Below are 18,436 nucleotides of genomic sequence, written 5' to 3' on the forward strand. Positions count from 1 at the left end.
TGATTCGAATTTGCATTAATTAAAGCAAAATAAGCGGTCAATTACCAAAAGTTGGGCCAATTAGCGTTAATTTTTCTGTTGATTGTCTGAGCGCTTGAAAATGTAACCCTGGCGGTGGACTGTCTGAATTCTGTCTGTTGGAACGCCTTCGTGAACTAGACGCTTTCTCATTCTGCTCATGTGCATATCGAGTGCTCGATCATGTTCAGTAAATTCACGTTTTAGTACTGTTTCGTAAAGAAAATGCTTACTAAGTACTTGATCTTGATGGTGAGTGAGAGTTTGCAGCAGCTTAAATTGAATGCTTGTTAACTGAACAGATTTCTTGTTTGGCAAGTAATTGAGTACCACAGAGTGAGTGCGCTTATCTAGTAATAGCTCCTCATCATTATGGTGAACGCCGTTGTGTTGGCATTGGTAAGTTTTTCCATTTGAAACCTTGGAGTCAAGCACGCGGGCACCTTAATTATTAATGGTAGTAAAACGTATTATCATTAATATTTATATAAAAGCAATCAGGTACTTTATGGGCACTGTGATATGCGTAGACAATCTTAATATTTGAGATTAACAGTAGTGATGAATGGTGCGATGGCGCTCTGAACTAAAGTGCTATTGGAGTGCGTATTAGCTACAAATAACGGTGTAATGTTAGGCGAAGATAGAAAGAATTCTCATTTAGTAAATTCGCTTATCCGCTATTTGTGAACTATACATTCTGTTGCAGGAAGCACTTTTCTAATACACACAGAGGTTTATATGACAGCGAAATATGGCGTTAAACGCCGATTAGCGATTCTTGCCGCCGCTTTAATCGGTGCGACAAGTAGCAGTATCGCAGCAGAGAAACCAAATATTCTCGTCATTTGGGGTGATGATATTGGCCAGTCCAATCTCAGTGCTTACACGTTTGGCTTGATGGGGTACAAAACACCAAATATAGACAGTATCGCCAAAGAAGGCATGATGTTCACTGACTATTACGGTGAGCAATCTTGTACAGCGGGCCGTTCTACTTTCATTACGGGCCAAACCGTTCTTAGAACAGGTTTGAGTAAAGTGGGGCTTCCAGGTGCTGATCTTGGCTTGAAGGAAGAGGACGCAACCATTGCCGAAATGCTGAAGCCGATGGGCTATATGACAGGGCAATTTGGTAAAAACCACTTAGGTGATAAAGATGAGCACCTTCCTACTAATCACGGCTTCGATGAATTTTTTGGCAACCTTTATCACTTGAACGCCGAGGAGGAGCCAGAAAACGTCGATTATCCTAAAGATCCTGAGTTTCGTAAAAAGTTCGGTCCGCGCGGCGTTATCCGTTCGTACGCTGATGGCAAAATTGAGGATACAGGACCTCTAACTCGCAAGCGCATGGAAACCGTGGATGAAGAGACGTTAGATGCGGCACTCGACTTTATGGATCGTGCAGTCAAGGCTGAAAAACCTTTCTTTGTCTGGTGGAACGCAACTCGTATGCACTTCCGTACTCATGTGAAAGAAGAGAACTCTGGAAAAACAGGTATCAGCGAGTATGCAGATGGTATGGTCGAGCATGATAACCATGTAGGTCAGCTACTGAAAAAAGTGGATGATTTGGGTATTAAAGACAACACAATCGTCTTTTACTCCACCGATAATGGCCCACACATGAACTCGTGGCCAGATGCAGGTACAACGCCATTCCGTGGAGAGAAAAATACCAACTGGGAAGGTGCGTACCGAGTTCCTGCGATGGTACGTTGGCCGGGTAAAATTAAAGCTGGCTCTGTTTCGAATGATATCATGCATCACATGGACTGGATGCCAACGTTTGTTGCTGCCGCGGGTGATGACAATATCAAAGAGAAATTGCTCAAAGGTTATAGTGCGAATGGTAAGAAATTCAAAGTTCACCTAGACGGCTATAACTTCCTACCATATTTGACTGGTAAAGAGGATAAGGCCCCACGAGAAGAAATTTTTTACTTCTCAGATGATGGAGACTTAACTGCACTTCGCTATAACAAATGGAAGCTGGTCTTTATGGAGCAACGAGCAAAAGGCACGTTGCGTATTTGGGCTGAACCATTCACCACACTTCGTGTTCCTAAGATCTTCAACTTGCGTATGGATCCTTACGAAGTGGCTGATATCACTTCTAACACTTACTACGATTGGATGCTAGACCGTGCTTACATGCTTGTTCCTGCGCAAGCTTACGTAGGCAGATTCCTTGAAACGTTTAAAGAGTTCCCACCAAGGCAAAAAGCAGCAAGCTTCTCGCTCGATCAAGTGATGGAGAAACTAAAAGAGAACCCAAATAAGTAGGAAAAGCTAAGTGAAGTATCACATATAGAAAGAGGCTCATTAACGTGAGCCTCTTTTTTATCTGTAAAATTCTATCTATTAAGGTTTGTAGAAAGCTTGATGACGAAAACGCCTAACGCTTCAATTGACAAGAGTTATAAACAAATTGGTTCGTAGTGGGCTGCCGTTAAGTTGGCTTTGATTTTTTCACGTAGAGCGATGTGGGCTGGGTTGTTTACCTCTCGCTTATGGTAAACGAACTTGTAAGGGATAGAGCGTATCGAAATGGGGCAGGGCAAAATTTGAAGTTTGAGCGCTTTGCTCCACTTGTTTGCAAAAGATTGAGACACGATCCCTAAACTGTCTCTTTGGGCGACATACAGCGCCATGCCCGCTAGCGAAGATGTGATCAAGTCGACTTTTCTTTCTTGAATTGTTTCCTTTGCTAGTTGCTCGAACCCCGACATGTTGTTCCATTTTCCTGAAAATAAACAGTGAGTTTCCTCATAAAATTGCTCTTTTGTGAGCGTGCCGTGTACACGGGGATGGTTCTCACGACAGATAACCACGGCTTCTTCCTCATAGGCATCTTCAATAATAAACGCTGCATCTTTCGTGATCACCGTATCGATTACTAGATCGACTTTTTGTTGTCTTAACAGCTCAAATAATAGGAATTTTTCGGGTGGTGATTCATAAAAAATAGTGTTCTTTATCGGGTCCATAATGTGCAACAAAATTTCCGAACAACACACTTCAAAATGATTTTTATCAGATATCGCATTGTCAATAATATTAACCGCTTGCTGGAATTGCGGCAGTAATTGATAAGCGGTGGAGGTTAGTGCGATCCCTCGTCCTTTTTTAACGAATAATTGCTTATCTACGACTTGCTCTAAACGCTTTATTGCAGCGCTCACAGCAGGTTGTGTAAGCCCTAATTGTTCCGCGGCTTTTGTATAAGATTGAAACTCCGCAACAACAAGAAAAGTTTGGATCAAATTCAAGTCCATAACGTCACTCATAAATTTAATTTATAGGTTAACTAATTTTGACTGCATTTATCGCCTGAAATTAGTGCTTTATCTTATATCAACAATGGTATTGAAAAGCGAATACCATTTTTTACGCACTAGCGAACTCTTGGAGATAATATGAAAAATGCGACCAAAACGAGCAGTAAAAAACTCGTACTTAACGCATGTACGTTAGCTTTGGGCGCTGCATCTGCAGTTGCACATGCAGCGGACAAACCCAACATTCTTGTCATCTTTGGTGATGATGTTGGTTACTGGAACCTTAGTACCTACAACCAAGGCATGATGGCGTACAACACGCCAAACATCGATAGCATTGCTAAAGAGGGTGCGAAGTTCACTAACTTCTACGCACAGCAAAGCTCGACAGCAGGCCGTTCTGCATTCATCACTGGTCAAATGCCAAAACGTACAGGTCTATCAAAAGTGGGCTTACCAGGCGCTCCGGAAGGTATCTCGGAAAAAGATCCGACGATTGCAACCGTGCTTAAGCAAATGGGTTACGCAACCGGACAATTTGGTAAGAACCATTTAGGTGACCGAGACGAGCATCTTCCTACCAACCACGGTTTTGATGAATTCTTCGGCAACCTATACCACTTGAACGCAGAAGAAGAGCCAGAGAACGTGGATTACCCTAAAGATCCGGAGTTCAAGAAGAAATTTGGCCCTCGTGGCGTTATCCATTCTTACGCTGACGGCAAAATCGAAGATACCGGTCCACTTACGCGTAAGCGTATGGAAAATGTTGATGGTGAGTTTCTTGATGCCGCAGAAAGCTTCATAGAAAAACAAGTAAAAGCGGACAAGCCGTTCTTTACTTGGTTTAACACCACTCGCATGCACAACTTCACACATGTTCCTGAAGAATACCAAGGTAAAACAGGTGCCGGTTTATACGCGGATGGTGTTAAGCAGCACGATGACCAAATCGGTCAGCTACTTAACAAGATCAAAGAGTTAGGTGTGGATGACAATACAATCATTGTTTACACCACTGACAACGGCCCTATGGTTGATTTGTGGCCGGATGCAGGGATGACACCGTTCCGCTCAGAGAAAAACACTGGTTGGGAAGGGAGTTTCCGTGTGCCAATGTTAATTAAATGGCCTGGAAAAATTGAGGCAGGTAAAACATTCAACGGCATGATGTCATTAGAGGACTTTTTCCCGACACTAGTTGCTGCGGCAGGTGATACCAAAGTTAAAGACGAACTGCTAAAAGGCAAAAAAGTTGGCGATATGGACTACAAAGTTCACCTAGACGGTTACAACCAACTGCCATATTTAACGGGTAAGTCAGACAAATCCGCACGAAATGAGTTCGTTTACTGGAGTGACGACGGCGATCTTGTGGCATTGCGCCAAGGAAAGTACAAGTTCCACTTTATGATTCAAGAGAATGAAACGGGTATGGATGTATGGCGTAAGCCGTTCACTAAACTTCGTGTGCCACTGATCTTTGACTTGAGCATTGATCCATTTGAACGAGGCGATCAAGGCATGGGTTATTCTCGTTGGATGTACGAGCGTTCATTCTTAATGATGCCAGCAATGGATACAGTGAAAGAGGTGATGGGTACATTCAAAGAATTCCCGCCTCGTATGGAAGCAGGTTCGTTCGTACCTAAGTCTTCTAAGTAAATTAAGATTATATAGCGCTTTTTGGAGCGCTATATACCCAAATAGCTTCACTTTTGCTGTACAGCGCTCACGAGGTTATTTGGGTATATGTAATAGTGAGAAACGTATGAGTAAGATTTCCCCTCGCCATTCTACTACTATGCCTATTGTTCCTCTTAAAACGGCGTCTAAAGCGCCTGTTCTGGGCGCGTATGACCGTCGATTCCATGTGATGGCAAAGCCAGGCGGAGCAAAGTGCAACATCGATTGTCAGTACTGCTTTTATCTGCATAAAGAAAATCTACTGCACCAAGAAAAGCAGCCAAAAATGGACGACGCAACACTGGAAGCGTTCGTGAAAAGCTATATCGAAAGTCAGGATGGCGAAGAAATTGTATTCTCATGGCAGGGCGGGGAGCCGACGCTGCTTGGGTTGGACTATTTCCGCAATGTCGTAGCTTTGCAAAAGAAATATCAGCCGAAAGGCGTTCGCATTGAAAACGACCTTCAGACCAACGGCATTTTGCTAAACAATGAGTGGTGTGCGTTTTTAAAAGAGCAAAAATTCCTAGTTGGCTTGTCGATTGATGGACCACGAGAGCTGCACGACAAATATCGCAAAACCCGCAGCGGTAAGCCAACGTTTGATCTCGTAATGAAAGCGGTAGATAAGCTCAAAGCGCATGGCGTGAAGTTCAACGCGTTGGTCACGGTGAATAGTCACAATGCGAAATACCCGCTCGAAGTATATCGATTTTTAACCCAAGAATTGGGTGTGACTTATATTCAGTTTTCGCCGGTGGTAGAAGCCAACAACTTCCAAACAACCGCGCCGCAGTTTTGGAACGAACAGATGATCCCAACCAAAGGCAGTGATCTGGCTAAACCGGGACATCCAATGTCTGTTGTAACGGATTGGTCAGTCGATCCTGAAGACTGGGGACGCTTTTTAATGGCGACCTTTGAAGAGTGGGTGAATAACGATCTTGGCCGTGTGCTGGTTAATCTGTTTGAAACCGCGGTGGCGCAAGTAATGGGGAAACCGTCTCAGCTTTGCGTGACGGCGGAGTTTTGTGGCAAAGGGTTGGCGATTGAGCACAATGGCGACGTGTTCAGTTGCGACCACTATGTGTATCCAGAATACAAACTCGCCAACATTCATGAACACTCACTGAATGAAATGGCCTTCTCTACAAGACAATATACTTTTGGCATGGCAAAACGCGATTCATTGCCGACGTATTGTAAGCAATGCCCTTACTTGCCTTATTGTTGGGGTGAGTGCCCAAAAAACCGTTTGATCAAAACGCCGAATGGTGAGAGTGGTCTAAACTATTTGTGTTCGGGAATCAAAATGTTCTTTGATTATGCGTTACCGATGTTGGTTGGTCTTGCACAACTTCTCCAATCTCAAGAACCGCAAAGATAACATAGTGAATATAACCTTAAGTTATTTCATTTGTTCTTATACTTAACTATCGAAAAGACGGCTTAATCCATTGAAAAGGTATCCTATGAACCACGCACAACAAGCGATAAAAGAACTCATCGAACAAACAGAAAAAAGCGTCATTGGACAAAGCCACGTGGTTCGAGCTTTAGTCATCGGGTTATTAACAAATGGGCATATTCTGCTAGAAGGTTTACCGGGAACGGCAAAAACACGTTCCGTAAAATCGTTGGCGAACTTGTTAAACACCAGTTTTGGTCGAATCCAGTTTACGCCGGACCTTTTACCATCTGACGTGACGGGTACTGAGGTTTATCAAGAGCTGGATGGTAAGCCGCAACTCCATTTTCAGCCAGGGCCAATTTTTAACAGCATTGTACTTGCTGATGAGGTCAACCGTGCACCAGCCAAAGTACAAGCGGCACTGCTTGAAGCCATGGCCGAAGGCACAATCACAGTAGGCGATAAAACTCACGTATTGCCAGACTTATTTATGGTGCTTGCAACGCAAAACCCAGTAGAGCAAGAGGGCACGTACCCACTGCCAGAAGCGCAAATGGACCGCTTTATCATGAAGGTTACCGTCGATTATCCAGAAGATGACGCCGAACGTGACATCATTCGTTTGGTGCGCAGTGAAGAATTGGGTGCGGAAACCAGCAGCGAAATTATTACGCCAAAACACATTGAGCCAGACGTGGTGCTAGAAGCGCGCCGTCAGTTACCAAACATCGTGGTATCGGACCTAGTGGAAAACTACATCGTTGCGTTAGTGATGGCGACTCGTAAGCCAGAGCGTTATGCCGATTCAAACTTAGCAAAATGGATTGAGATTGGCTCTAGTCCTCGTGCTTCCATCGCACTCGACAAATGCGCTCGTGCGTATGCGTGGATGCAAGGACGTGACCATGTGACTCCTGACGATGTGCGTGCCATGGTTCCGTCTGTATTGGGCCACCGTTTTTCTTTGACCTACGACGCACTAGCAGACGGAGTCGATCACCAACGAGTCGTACAAGAGCTGCTAGATTGTGTAGAAATTGGGTAAGTGGGAGGCATTATGGCTAAGCCAACTCTTGCGCCAAAATCACAGGGGATGGATCCTCGTTTGTACTGTGATTACGCTCGTTTAGTACGTCTTCAAGCACAAGCAGAATCATTCAGTTTACTTCCTCACCTAAAGGCGGGTAGCGTACTCTCTGGCCGACACAATTCGTTGTTTCGCGGTCGTGGATTGAACTTCGAAGAGCTGCGCCATTACCAATTGGGTGACGATATTCGTAACCTTGATTGGAAAGTTACGATGCGTACAGGTAAGCCGCACGTACGCAGTTATACAGAAGAAAAAGATCGCAACGTAATCGTGTGTGTCGACCAGAGAAGCACAATGTTTTTTGCTTCGACGCAAGTAATGAAATCGGTTGTCGCGGCAGAGATCGCAGCGATGTGTGGGTGGCGAGTATTAAAAGATGGCGACCGAGTCGGTTTTGTCATCGCATCCCCGCAGGCGTTGTTTCACAGCAAGGCACAGCGTTCGCAAAACGATCTTCTGGCGCAGCTTAAGCGTCTCGCTAGAGCCAATCAATCGCTCAATGTGGACTCCCGCAATTCCGAAAAAGTAACGTTCAGTCAATGGATTGAGCTCATTAAACGCATGAAGCTCAAGCAATCCACTTTGATTTTTATCAGCGACTGGAGCGACTGCGAGGAGCACCATCTTGATCACCTTAAACAGCTGCAACAGCACAATGATGTTCTCGCAGTGATGGTCAGTGACCCATTAGAACAAACGTTACCAGACGATTTGGCAAAATCGAAATGGGTGGTTGGTGATGGGCAGTATCAACTCAACTTAGACAGCAAAGCAAAGGTAGAAGCTGCGAGCGCAAAGCTTGAGGCTCGAACTAGCTTACAGCGTCAATCACTCTCTCAACTTATGGCGATGAAACACCTTCCGCACATCGAACTCGATACGACAGGTGAGCACATTAAACAATTCCAAAAACTGGTAGGAGGGCGTTAAATGAGTGATCTTCCTACGCCTCCAAGTACCTACATACTCAGAGAGCTGCATGATGTGGCCGTACCATCTAGCGTGAGTTGGTACCCGCAAACTATTGGCTGGAAAATTTTAGCGGCGGTTGTGCTCATTGCATTGGTATATTTCGCATATCGCTTGGCTCGGCAATGGTGGCATAATCGTTACCGAAAAGAAGCTCTACTGGCGATTTTGCAAATCAAATCGAGCGACAAAGATATGCCTAAAGCATTGTTCTCGGTGCTTAAAGTAGTGCTGATTCATATTGATAGCCGCAACGCGAAATTGTTTGATACCGCCTTTCTGCGCAAGCTCGATGCGCTGTATCCGCAAACCGAAGATTCTCAAGCAAACTCGCTTGTGGTCTTTAACGATGAGCTTTCAAAGCGCTGGTTACAAAGTATTGTTGACCCAAACGTTATGCTAACCAACGAAGAGCGATTAAAGCTTATTGCTCGTGCGAAAAACTGGGTGAGTGAACACCGTGGTGATGCTCAAAAAAGCGCGGCAAAGAAATCACCACGATTGAAACGCAAAGCACATCAGGGAGGTCAACATGAATGATCTTCTTGCATCGATAACTGGTTTGTCTGGTTTTGAATTTGCTCACCCAATGTGGTTTCTGGTTTTGCCCTTGCCGTTGGTGGTGTACTACTTGGTGCCTGCATATCGCACTAAGCAAATGGCGATCAAAGTGCCGTTTTTTAGTCAGCTGGTGGAAGCGATTGGCGAGACGCCATCAGAAGGTGCAAGCCAGTTGACCCCGAGTTGGTGGCAACGAGCAACGTTAATTCTCTCATGGCTTTTGGTGGTGTGTGCGATGGCAAAACCCACCGTGTTAGGCGAGCCTCAAGTTCGCGAGAGTTTAGGTCGCGATGTGATGGTGGTGGTGGATCTTTCGGGCTCCATGGCCGAGCCAGATTTCACCTCACGTACAGGCGAAAAAATTTCTCGTCTTGATGCGGCAAAAGAAGTGCTGTCGGAGTTTGTTCAGTCTCGTAAAGGTGACCGATTAGGCTTGGTGCTTTTTGGTGATGCTGCTTTCGTGCAAACGCCATTTACCGCAGACCAAAAAGTGTGGCTCGAACTGCTTAACCAAACCGATGTGGCAATGGCAGGGCAGAGTACCCATCTTGGTGATGCGATTGGCTTAGCGATTAAAGTTTTTGAGCAAAGCGATAAGTCGCGTGGTGCTTTAGAACAAGACCAAAACCGTGAAAAAGTCGCGATTGTATTAACCGATGGTAACGACACGGGCAGTTTTGTTGAACCGATTGATGCGGCGAAAGTGGCGAAAGCCAAAGGCGTGAGAGTACACGTCATTGCGATGGGCGATCCGGAAACGATAGGTGAAACCGCGTTGGATATGGAGACGATTCATCGCATTGCGAAAGAATCCGGCGGTGAAGCGTTTGAAGCACTCAACCGTGATGAACTATCGGCTGCCTACGACGAAATTGGCAAACTGGAACCTCAACTTTACGAAAGCACTACATACCGCCCAAAACAAAGCCTTCACCATTACTTGATGGCGTTAGTGGTCATCATGCATTTGCTCGCGTTCAGCGTCGCAACACTCAAAAGAAGGGCTGTTACACGATCATCATTAGGAGAGAGCGATGTTTGATTCTCTTAGTTGGACGCAATTCTTTACGCAGTTTCATTTTATTCGACCACTGTGGTTACTGGCTTTGGTACCCATGTTTTTCTTGGTGTGGTTACGCTGGCGAGAAGAAAGCAAGCCAAGCTGGAAGGATATTCTGCCCGAACATTTACGCAATGCTTTGACGATAGGTGAGCGAGGCTGGCGTAAGCAACTGCCGCTTAAGCTCTTGATGCTGATTGTGTTCATCGCCATTGTGATTTGTGCAGGCCCAACGTGGCAACGAGAATCTTCTCCCTTTGGCGAAGATAAAGCCTCTATGCTTGTGGTGCTTGATAACAGCGACTCGATGCTGCAAAAAGATCTCCCACCAAGCCGCCTTGAGCGTTCCAAACAGAAAATACGCGATTTGCTAGCCGCGCGAAAAGGCGGAAAAACGGGTTTAGTCGTGTTCGCGGGCAGTGCTCATGTCGCGATGCCTATAACTCAAGACAGCAAAGTATTTGACCCGTTTTTGGCGGCCATTACGCCAGAAATTATGCCCGTGCAAGGTAAGCTTGCCGAAAAAGCCTTGCCGTTAATTGACCAACAATTGCAAGGTCAACCAGGCTCTACCGTTCTGTTGGTGAGTGATGGCGTTAATCCTGCCACGATTGAGCAATACCAAGCGTATTTCTCGGGCAAACCTTATCAACTGTTAATTCTTGCGGCAGGGAACGCTGACATTGTGAGTAACAACCCAATGGATTTGGATTCTCTACAAAAACTGGCCAGCCAGACCAACGGTCGATTAATGGAAGTGACCGTCGATAACAGTGATATCGAGCAAGTGAACCGATACGTTGAGCGCAATATGCAGCTTAATGGCGAATCTTCAATGCCTTGGAAAGACATGGGTTATCAACTTCTGTTTCCAATCGCGTTGATCATGATGCTGTGGTTTAGAAAAGGGTGGTTAGTGCAATGGTGTGTGATTGCGATGGTGAGCGGTACACTGTTGATGCCGACCAGTGCAATGGCGGAGAACATTTCTGTTAAAGCCGAGCAGCCACAAGTTGTGCAAAAAGTGACGACCTTCGACAAGGTGGCGCAATGGTGGTGGGATTTGTGGCTGACGCCAGACCAACAAGGACAGCGTTTGTTCAACCAACAAGCGTATTTAGAAGCTGCAAAACACTTTGTCGATCCATTACGCAAAGGCACGGCGTACTACTACGCTAGCGAGTTTGAACTCGCGCACAGTGCGTTTTTGGAGATGCAAAACGACCCGTCCGAAGAGGTTCGAGATTACGGTCTTTATAATGCGGCGAGTGCATTGGCGCGTCAGCGTGAATATTTGGCTGCACGTGACTTGTTAAAATCCCTAGCCAACAAGCCAACGTTGAGCGAGAGGCTAAGACCGGATGTTGAGCATAACTTGAAAGTGATTGGTGGTATTGTAGAGGACATCAACCGGATGAGTGAGAGTCAGGCAGGAACGGAGCAAGAAGCATCAACCGAGCTAGGCGATAACCCTCAAACCGCAGAAGGGGCGGATGAAAAAACGTCAGCGGAGTTGATGATTAAAGAAACATTAAGTGCAGACGACATCTTAGGTAGCCAAGAATTAGCCGACAAATGGTTAAAGCGAGTCGAAGCGGATCCTAAATACTTCTTAAATGCGAAGTTTCAGATTCAATTGCGTTCAATAGAAACCGGAGAATCAACCTCTACTGCGAACGAAAATACAGAGGAGGCGGTGCAATGATGAAAAGCCACCGTTTTACGCACTTTGCTTTACCCTTGTGGTTAGTTATCTGTTTCGGCTTCCTCCTGAGCAGTAGTGTGTTGGCTCAAGATATTCGTGACGTTCAACGAAAGCATGGAGTTGAGTTACAAGCGTGGGTTGGTAAACAACCAATGGCTGGAGAGAAGAGGAAAACACCAAGTTTTAGCGTCAATGAGCAAGTTATTTTAACCATCGAAGTGGCAACGCCGCGTTGGTTTACGGGTGGTACGAGAATTGGCAATATTGAAATACCCAATGTTATCGCCAAACAGCGTAATCAACTAGCAACCAACTTTACTGAGCAAAAAGAGGGACAAACTTGGTCGCGTCAACGCTGGGAAGTGACTTTGTATCCTCAAGCTTCTGGTGATTTTGTGATTCCACCTGTCGCAGTGGGCGTTCAGGTGTCTGCGCCGGACGGCGAGAAGGTGTCAGGCACACTTTACACGCAGCCGATTAAGTTCAAAACCGTCTTGCCATCGGGCCTGCTGAGTGGTGAGACACCTTGGTTTTCTGCAACAGATGTAGAGGTAAAGCAAGAGTGGGATACCTCCACTGAGTCACTCACAGTTGGGGATGCAATCACGCGTAAAATCACCATTTCGGCTCAAGATTCACTATCTGTATTGCTACCAGACTTGTTGAAAGGAGAATCAACAACCCGTTATCAAGCGTATCCTCAACCCCACCGTTTGACAGATACGCAAACACGTGGTGATTACCAGTCAACACGCACAGAAGAGAGCGTGTACGTGATTCAACAAGGTGGTGCATTAACCCTGCCGGATTATGAGTTCCGTTGGTGGAACAGTAAGACTCAGCAAGTAGAAACGGTGATGTTAGAGGGTAAAACTTTTGCCGCGAAGCACACGTTGAAGTCCTTCATCAGAACGTACTTTGCATGGATTGTTTCCACGCTTGTGTTGCTGGGTTTTGTGATTATTTCATTGGTAGCCATTAAACGTTACTACCGCAACAGACCGACACCAGCATGGCTGACGTTCCACCGTTTGTTAAAGGCTAAACGTTGGTCTGAAGCAAGGACCATATTGTACAAACAATTGCGTTTAAATACGGCCGAGCTAGAAATGACCAAAGCCGATACGAGTGAATCGTGGCAAAAAAGTGCGTCGCGAATGCAAAATGGTGAAAATAGCGCTCATTTACTGAAGTCGATGTGGCGCAAAGTCCAGACCAAACAAAAACGCTTTAAATTCCGTATTCCGCGAGCGTTACCAGAACTGGACAAAGTCATTGGAAGAGATGGCAATGAATAAAACGGGGCGCTAATATAGCGCCTCGTTTTTATTAGAGAATAGAGTTCAAATGAGCCAAGAGTTTATGCGCCGCGCATTGGAAGTGTCCAAAAATGCGCTTCCTGAATGTCAACCCAACCCGCCGGTTGGCTGCGTGTTAGTGAAAGATAATCAAATCGTTTCTGAAGGTCATACTCAAGCGATTGGTGGCAATCACGCGGAAGTGGAAGCGCTGAATGCGTATCAAGGCTCGTTAGAATCGGTGACGGCATACGTTACGCTGGAACCGTGTTCGTTTGTTGGTCGCACGCCAGCTTGCGCGGTGACATTAGTCAAATCCGGCATAAGCAAAGTCGTCGTAGCCATATTGGACCCCGACCCGCGCAACAGTGGTCGAGGTATCGAGATTCTAAAACAAGCAGGTGTAGAGGTAGAAACTGGTTTGTGCGGCGAGGAAGTCAGCGAGTTTCTTACCCCTTACCTAGGCAAAGCCTAAGTCAAGCTTTACGTTGCACTACGGTGCCAGTTTATGTAGTGAATGAAGTGCGTCAAAATTGAGTTAAAACTCATTAAAACAAGCGATACCGCCCATTTATTGCACTTGGCTACGTGAAGGATCATGCTGTTAGATTAAAATAGAGAAAGTGACTTTTGAAAAATTTAATAGCATGAAACCGACCGACCTTAATCTTATTCCCATTTTCACTGCCATCTATGAAGAGCGTAACTTGTCTCGGGCGGCGGCGCGTTTAAACATCACCCAGCCTGCGGTGAGTAAAGCGCTAGCAAGGCTACGTGATATCTACGATGATCCATTGTTTCATCGTTGCGTTAAAGGTGTCGAGCCTACCTCGTTTGCGATGGATATTTATCCTGCTCTTCTAGCTTCAGTACAAAATTTCACTTCGACATTATCGGCCTCTAGTGAGTTTGACCCTAAAGTGTCGAATAGAGTGTTTTCTATTGCCTGTGTGTCCGTTGCAAGCTTTGAGTTGCTACCTCAAGTCATGAAACAAATCCGTGTGTCGGCACCAAATGTTGCATTAGAAGTACATCCGCTTTTTACGGAAGATTTTGAAAGTGATCTGCGGTTACAACGATACGATTTGATCATTGATATCACACCAAGAGCAAGAACGGTGTTAAAACTGGAAACTGTACTTACGGAGCGTTTGGTGGTGGTATGTAGCGAAGCGCATCCACGCCTGAATGACGAGATTACGGCTGAACAATTTTTTGAAGAAGAACACGTAGTGGTTTCGCAGTGGCAGAGTCGTAAGAGCTTGTTAAACGCCGATGACATTGTCGACTTGGATAAGAGAAAGATTAAGTATCGAGCCTCAGGCGTACTAGAAATGCTCCCAATTATTTGTGGTAGTGAATACATTGGTTTAATGCCAGAGTCGATGATCAACTTGTTCAATAACACCTATCATGTTAAATCTTTATCAATGCCATTTGATGAACAAATGTATGAGCTTTGTACAATCTGGCATCCTAGTCGCACAAACGACAGCGCCCATCAGTGGTTGCGTTCACAGATTAAGCAAGCAGGAAAAGTCATCAACCAATAGGAAGTGCAATGAAAAAGACAATACGTGCCATCCTTAACGGAAAAAAAGCTGGGAATTCAGAGTTAAGAGATGCAATCATGAAAATGAGAGAAAAAGGCATCGACGTGCAGGTGCGTGTGACGTGGGAATCTCAAGACATGCCGCGGCTAGTGAAAGAAGCGGTTGATGAAGGCATTGAACGTATTGTTGTCGCTGGTGGCGATGGGACCGTCAATGAGGCGGCTTCTGCGATTATTCAAATTGACAAAGAAAAACGCCCTGAGTTAGCCATTATTCCCCTTGGTACCGCAAATGACTTTGCTACCGCTATTCAAGTACCTAATTCCATTAAGGCGTCTTTATCTCTTGCTGTTGAGGGGCAGTCCGCTTTGGTCGATTGCGTCAAAGCGAACGATCGCTGCTTTATTAACGTGGCAACAGCAGGGTTTGGCGCAGAAGTTACAGCAGAAACGCCTGTTGAACTCAAAAACTTTCTTGGCGGCGGAGCTTACACGCTAACTGGTGTTGTAAAAGCACTTGGCTTTAAACCATATGACGGAACAATAACGATTGAAGGTGGTGCGTATCAGGGAGAAATGTTGCTCGGTGCGTTTTGTAATGGGCGCCTTGCTGGAGGTGGGCAAGAGTTAGCTCCAAAAGCGATGATTAATGATGGGCTGATGGATCTAACATTGGTGCGCCCATTTTTACCTCATGAGCTGCCTAAAGTAATCGACGAGATCAATAACCCGAGTGAGAAAGGAGAGTTTGTGAAGTACACAAGAGCAAGCTGGTTGGAGATAGACTTCCCGAATCCATTGCCTCTTAATTTAGATGGAGAACCTTATCATTCGAGAACCATTAGATTTGATGTTCAGCCTAAGAGTATACGATTAGTCGTACCGCAAGATTGTCCTTGCTTGACTAGCTAAACGAGCGTTTTCCATGATTATTGCTTAATACAGCCACTAAAATGTGGCTGTGTTGTTTTTGTTGAGGTATTAGTCAACTTCTTAACGTTTTTGAACGGTCTCAACGTCTATCTGCGTAGCTGTCCAATCTGAATCAACCTCTCCTCGAATCATTACGGTATCTTTTGGTGTCACTTCTTGACCCATCCAATCTTCGTTGTCGATCTCTACTTCGATCTCACCAGTGTTGTCTTTGAACAAGTAAGTCTCGTTACCAAATGATTGAACAATATGCCCGGTTAGCACTACAGCGCTGTCGTCGGTTGCGTTGCGCGCCTCTTTCACCGTATTGATTGCACTGACTTCTGGACCATTAAACGCGGCGAAAGCCGAGCTTGAAAGTAGGGCAAGCATGGATGTTAAAAATACTCTTTTCATTATCCTCTCCTGATATTAGAAGTAATAAGTTGTGCCTACGTTAAAGGATGCAGTGTTTGCGTAGCTGTCTAGTTGGTATTTAGCGTTTGCGCCAATGGTGAGCTTTGACAACACTTGGTATTCCGCGCCCACAGAGAACATTGCGCCTAACTCGTTGCTCTTCTCCGAGCTATGGAAAAGCGTGTTGCTTATTTCCACATCGTCATTCGCGACAAGCTCATATTCTTGATGTTGAGCAACCTTGGCGTCGTATTGCGTGTAAGTTAAACCCGCTTTGAATTTTGTTGTCCATTTATCACTTAATGTATAGCTAAACACTGGTGCTAGCGAGACTTGTTTGGCTGTGATAGAGGAATCCCAATCCATTTCATGATGGTAATCTTTGCCATCAATTGTCTTGATACCAAGGTTCTTAGAACGGCCGTCATCAAGGTCAAACTGGCTGTAACCTAGCTCAATTGCCCAATTGTCATTAAACGAGTAACCGATAAAACCTGAGAAGATACCATCCTCAAGTTCTGGATTAAGTGTTACATTTTCAGATGAAAAGTGAGGTTCCAAATCATGGTCAGTGGTACCTAGTCCATATTCCAGACCTACATAAGGAGCCGCAGATACCGAAACTGAGCAGGTAACGAGTAACGCAAGAATGGTTTTGTTCATTTTATTTTGCCTCTTCAAATCAACTTAATGAGTAGAAGCGCATTGTGTGTGATGAAGCGTGAAGTGATCGTGAAGAAACAAAAATATTTCAGAAAAAGAGCAAGGTGCGGTAAAAAAGAAATTGTTTTAATGAATATGCGCCAAGCTCTTTATATAAAGAGAGTTAACTTGCGGCGACGTAACACACCGCAAATGGCACATTAAGGCGAGTAAACTCTTTAATCCAACGCCATTGGTTATCCTGGAGTTTATCGCCCGGCCCTTTTACTTCAATCCATTCGAACTCGTTTCCTTTAAAAGCAATCAGATCAGGCATCCCATTGCGGTAAAGCTTTAGGTCACTCAATTGTATTTTAAATAGCGCCATCAACATGTTAGTTGGGATTGTATCGAGTGCTGTTTCGAGTAGTTCTTTACTTATTAAGCTCCAATGCACAAATGGATTGCTGATACCAAACTTCTCATCGTACTTTGTCAATAACGTATGAGTGTTACCCGTTTCCAATTCGTCAAACGCCGCATCTATCAAAGCTTGGCGCTTGGTAACAAAATCCGAGTGATATAAATCTAAAGGACGGTGTTGATAAGCGTTAATGAATGCCCCTTCAATAGGAGCAAAAATCGCATCCCAAAAAGTGAGACCAAGTAATGCATTAAGCAGTGCATTTTCGGCGTAAAATACAGTCCAGCCTAAGGACTCAAAATACGCTTTGCTGGCGAGTTCGACTCTCTGTTGAGATAAATCCAGTTCAAGGCAGTATTCCGTACAGGTTGGCTTCGTCACTCTTGGCACTTTCTCGCCTTGTTTTCGTTTTAACCGTTGCTCAAGTTTTTGTGCAACTTCGAGCTCAGACACATCGATCGGTGAGTTAAGCATATCTGTGACAATGTCACAAAATAAATCATCATGGTTTAGTTTGTCATAGATACGTGCGCGTCGTTCTCGGCTCGGTGTGAGTTGAGTTTGGCCAAATAGAGATAGGGCGGTCTCTAGATCATTAAGCCGTTCGTAATCACGTGCTATGTCATTCAACATGTGCTCGCGTTTACGATCTACGTAACGGTGTTTAACGGGCTGAGGCATTGCCTCAATTAATAAGTCGAGATTGGCTTTGTCTTTTCGGTCAAATTGCCAGTACAGGTTGGCCAACTGGCTCAGTTCAATTAAGCGGTCTATTTGCTCACGTGAATCAAAGAAACGGCGCACTTTACTCAATTGATATTGCTCGAACTGATGCAAACCTAAGTCATCAAGCACAAACTGACTTAAGTCTTGATGGGTGTTGGCAAAAAACAGAGTGAGTAACACGTCGATCATATGAGCAGAATTGAGTTTGACGATCGTAAACTCAAGCCGCTCTATACGATCAAATTCCGTATTACTCAAATGTTCGACAAGGGCGTCTTTCTTGAGTGATTTCGGCAGTTCGGGATAAAGCTCGGAGATTTCTGGTTTGGTCAGTAAATTAGCCGCTAACTCTTGATGAGAAAGGGGTGGGGAAAGGGCTACAAACTCATGCTGACTCAATTCTGCCAGTGCTTCATTGATAGAAGGTATTTCTTGATAACTCAGCTTATCACTTCGAAACCAACATCCCTTTCGGCTGTATAAACGCACCAAAAGGCACTGGGCGTGTTTGCTCAAAGAATCAAACGAGCAAAGCCATGCGTGTTCTTCCTTGGTCAGTAAATCGCTGTACCAAGTTATTGCGTGATGAGTCAGCTTGAAGAAGTTCTCTAGATAGTAGTCTGGTGCAAGTTCGATAGGGCTTTCCATAAACGACCGATAACAAAAAAGGCTTAACCCATA

General features: G+C 45.0%; 17 protein-coding genes. 12 read left to right on the top strand and 5 right to left on the bottom strand.

From position 1 onward, the window contains the following. Positions 1–66: 66 nt before the first annotated feature. Positions 67–453, bottom strand: coding sequence for a winged helix-turn-helix domain-containing protein (locus R7O13_RS02670; protein WP_017635365.1), 387 nt, complete (start codon positions 451–453; stop codon positions 67–69). 306 nt (positions 454–759) lie between these two features. Between R7O13_RS02670 and R7O13_RS02675 the strand changes: the two genes are divergently transcribed. Then, positions 760–2,307, top strand: coding sequence for an arylsulfatase (locus tag R7O13_RS02675; protein WP_005376560.1), 1,548 nt, complete (start codon positions 760–762; stop codon positions 2,305–2,307). A gap of 134 nt (positions 2,308–2,441) precedes the next feature. Here R7O13_RS02675 and R7O13_RS02680 read toward each other — a convergent pair whose 3' ends face one another. Then, positions 2,442–3,299, bottom strand: coding sequence for a LysR family transcriptional regulator (locus R7O13_RS02680; protein ID WP_025767859.1), 858 nt, complete (start codon positions 3,297–3,299; stop codon positions 2,442–2,444). Between the two features lie 141 nt (positions 3,300–3,440). On the opposite strand from R7O13_RS02680, the gene R7O13_RS02685 reads away from it, so the two are divergent. The 11 genes from R7O13_RS02685 (at position 3,441) to yegS (ending at position 15,546) form a co-directional block, all read left to right on the top strand. Then, entirely contained in the window at positions 3,441–4,967 is a 1,527-nt protein-coding gene (locus R7O13_RS02685; RefSeq protein WP_318302911.1) for an arylsulfatase, read from the top strand. 106 nt (positions 4,968–5,073) lie between these two features. Next, positions 5,074–6,375: an anaerobic sulfatase maturase gene (locus tag R7O13_RS02690; protein WP_318302912.1), complete on the top strand. Its 1,302-nt coding sequence runs from the start codon at positions 5,074–5,076 to the stop codon at positions 6,373–6,375. 85 nt (positions 6,376–6,460) lie between these two features. Continuing rightward, complete coding sequence (locus R7O13_RS02695) at positions 6,461–7,444, top strand: AAA family ATPase (RefSeq protein ID WP_005376549.1); 984 nt, start codon at positions 6,461–6,463, stop codon at positions 7,442–7,444. Positions 7,445–7,456: 12 nt separating this feature from the next. Next, positions 7,457–8,419: a DUF58 domain-containing protein gene (locus R7O13_RS02700; protein ID WP_318302913.1), complete on the top strand. Its 963-nt coding sequence runs from the start codon at positions 7,457–7,459 to the stop codon at positions 8,417–8,419. Next, positions 8,420–8,998 carry a DUF4381 domain-containing protein gene (locus R7O13_RS02705; RefSeq protein ID WP_318302914.1) on the top strand — a complete coding sequence of 193 codons (579 nt, stop codon included), beginning with the start codon at positions 8,420–8,422 and terminating at the stop codon, positions 8,996–8,998. After that, the gene (locus R7O13_RS02710; RefSeq protein ID WP_213915793.1) at positions 8,991–10,061 is read left to right on the top strand and encodes a vWA domain-containing protein; all 1,071 of its coding nucleotides are present in this window, start codon (positions 8,991–8,993) and stop codon (positions 10,059–10,061) included. The genes R7O13_RS02705 and R7O13_RS02710 overlap by 8 nt, the downstream gene beginning before the upstream one ends. Then, entirely contained in the window at positions 10,054–11,784 is a 1,731-nt protein-coding gene (locus R7O13_RS02715) for a VWA domain-containing protein (protein ID WP_318302916.1), read from the top strand. Before R7O13_RS02710 ends, R7O13_RS02715 begins: the two co-directional genes overlap by 8 nt. After that, positions 11,781–13,082 (top strand): BatD family protein, encoded by a 1,302-nt coding sequence (locus R7O13_RS02720; RefSeq protein WP_318302918.1) that lies wholly within the window; start codon positions 11,781–11,783, stop codon positions 13,080–13,082. The genes R7O13_RS02715 and R7O13_RS02720 overlap by 4 nt, the downstream gene beginning before the upstream one ends. 49 nt (positions 13,083–13,131) lie before the next feature. Beyond that, positions 13,132–13,557, top strand: a complete 426-nt coding sequence (locus R7O13_RS02725; protein ID WP_053349169.1) for a bifunctional diaminohydroxyphosphoribosylaminopyrimidine deaminase/5-amino-6-(5-phosphoribosylamino)uracil reductase RibD — start codon at positions 13,132–13,134, stop codon at positions 13,555–13,557. A gap of 172 nt (positions 13,558–13,729) precedes the next feature. Next, complete coding sequence (locus tag R7O13_RS02730) at positions 13,730–14,635, top strand: LysR family transcriptional regulator (protein ID WP_005376541.1); 906 nt, start codon at positions 13,730–13,732, stop codon at positions 14,633–14,635. An 8-nt stretch (positions 14,636–14,643) separates the two neighbouring features. Further along, positions 14,644–15,546: a lipid kinase YegS gene (gene yegS, locus R7O13_RS02735; RefSeq protein ID WP_005388239.1), complete on the top strand. Its 903-nt coding sequence runs from the start codon at positions 14,644–14,646 to the stop codon at positions 15,544–15,546. A gap of 81 nt (positions 15,547–15,627) precedes the next feature. Here the strand turns inward: yegS and R7O13_RS02740 are convergent, their stop codons facing one another. The 3 genes from R7O13_RS02740 to R7O13_RS02750 all read right to left on the bottom strand — a co-directional run bounded on the left by R7O13_RS02740 (position 15,628) and on the right by R7O13_RS02750 (position 18,403). After that, a complete protein-coding gene (locus tag R7O13_RS02740; protein WP_318131869.1) occupies positions 15,628–15,963 on the bottom strand; it encodes a NirD/YgiW/YdeI family stress tolerance protein in 336 nt (111 codons plus the stop codon). A gap of 15 nt (positions 15,964–15,978) precedes the next feature. Further along, positions 15,979–16,626, bottom strand: a complete 648-nt coding sequence (locus tag R7O13_RS02745; RefSeq protein WP_318131868.1) for an AcfA family outer membrane beta-barrel protein — start codon at positions 16,624–16,626, stop codon at positions 15,979–15,981. Between the two features lie 163 nt (positions 16,627–16,789). Then, the gene (locus tag R7O13_RS02750) at positions 16,790–18,403 is read right to left on the bottom strand and encodes a VRR-NUC domain-containing protein (protein ID WP_318302923.1); all 1,614 of its coding nucleotides are present in this window, start codon (positions 18,401–18,403) and stop codon (positions 16,790–16,792) included. Between the last annotated feature and the right edge of the window lie 33 nt (positions 18,404–18,436).

The sequence above is a fragment of the Vibrio sp. Y176 genome (genome assembly GCF_033438945.1).

Bases quoted from the DNA above. Each gene is read 5' to 3' on its own strand.
- R7O13_RS02675 (WP_005376560.1), top strand. From the start codon at position 760: ATGACAGCGAAATATGGCGTTAAACGCCGATTAGCGATTCTTGCCGCC.
- R7O13_RS02680 (WP_025767859.1), bottom strand. From the start codon at position 3,299: ATGGACTTGAATTTGATCCAAACTTTTCTTGTTGTTGCGGAGTTTCAA.
- R7O13_RS02685 (WP_318302911.1), top strand. From the start codon at position 3,441: ATGAAAAATGCGACCAAAACGAGCAGTAAAAAACTCGTACTTAACGCA.
- R7O13_RS02690 (WP_318302912.1), top strand. From the start codon at position 5,074: ATGAGTAAGATTTCCCCTCGCCATTCTACTACTATGCCTATTGTTCCT.
- R7O13_RS02695 (WP_005376549.1), top strand. From the start codon at position 6,461: ATGAACCACGCACAACAAGCGATAAAAGAACTCATCGAACAAACAGAA.
- R7O13_RS02700 (WP_318302913.1), top strand. From the start codon at position 7,457: ATGGCTAAGCCAACTCTTGCGCCAAAATCACAGGGGATGGATCCTCGT.
- R7O13_RS02705 (WP_318302914.1), top strand. From the start codon at position 8,420: ATGAGTGATCTTCCTACGCCTCCAAGTACCTACATACTCAGAGAGCTG.
- R7O13_RS02710 (WP_213915793.1), top strand. From the start codon at position 8,991: ATGAATGATCTTCTTGCATCGATAACTGGTTTGTCTGGTTTTGAATTT.
- R7O13_RS02715 (WP_318302916.1), top strand. From the start codon at position 10,054: ATGTTTGATTCTCTTAGTTGGACGCAATTCTTTACGCAGTTTCATTTT.
- R7O13_RS02720 (WP_318302918.1), top strand. From the start codon at position 11,781: ATGATGAAAAGCCACCGTTTTACGCACTTTGCTTTACCCTTGTGGTTA.
- R7O13_RS02725 (WP_053349169.1), top strand. From the start codon at position 13,132: ATGAGCCAAGAGTTTATGCGCCGCGCATTGGAAGTGTCCAAAAATGCG.
- R7O13_RS02730 (WP_005376541.1), top strand. From the start codon at position 13,730: ATGAAACCGACCGACCTTAATCTTATTCCCATTTTCACTGCCATCTAT.
- yegS (WP_005388239.1), top strand. From the start codon at position 14,644: ATGAAAAAGACAATACGTGCCATCCTTAACGGAAAAAAAGCTGGGAAT.
- R7O13_RS02740 (WP_318131869.1), bottom strand. From the start codon at position 15,963: ATGAAAAGAGTATTTTTAACATCCATGCTTGCCCTACTTTCAAGCTCG.
- R7O13_RS02745 (WP_318131868.1), bottom strand. From the start codon at position 16,626: ATGAACAAAACCATTCTTGCGTTACTCGTTACCTGCTCAGTTTCGGTA.
- R7O13_RS02750 (WP_318302923.1), bottom strand. From the start codon at position 18,403: ATGGAAAGCCCTATCGAACTTGCACCAGACTACTATCTAGAGAACTTC.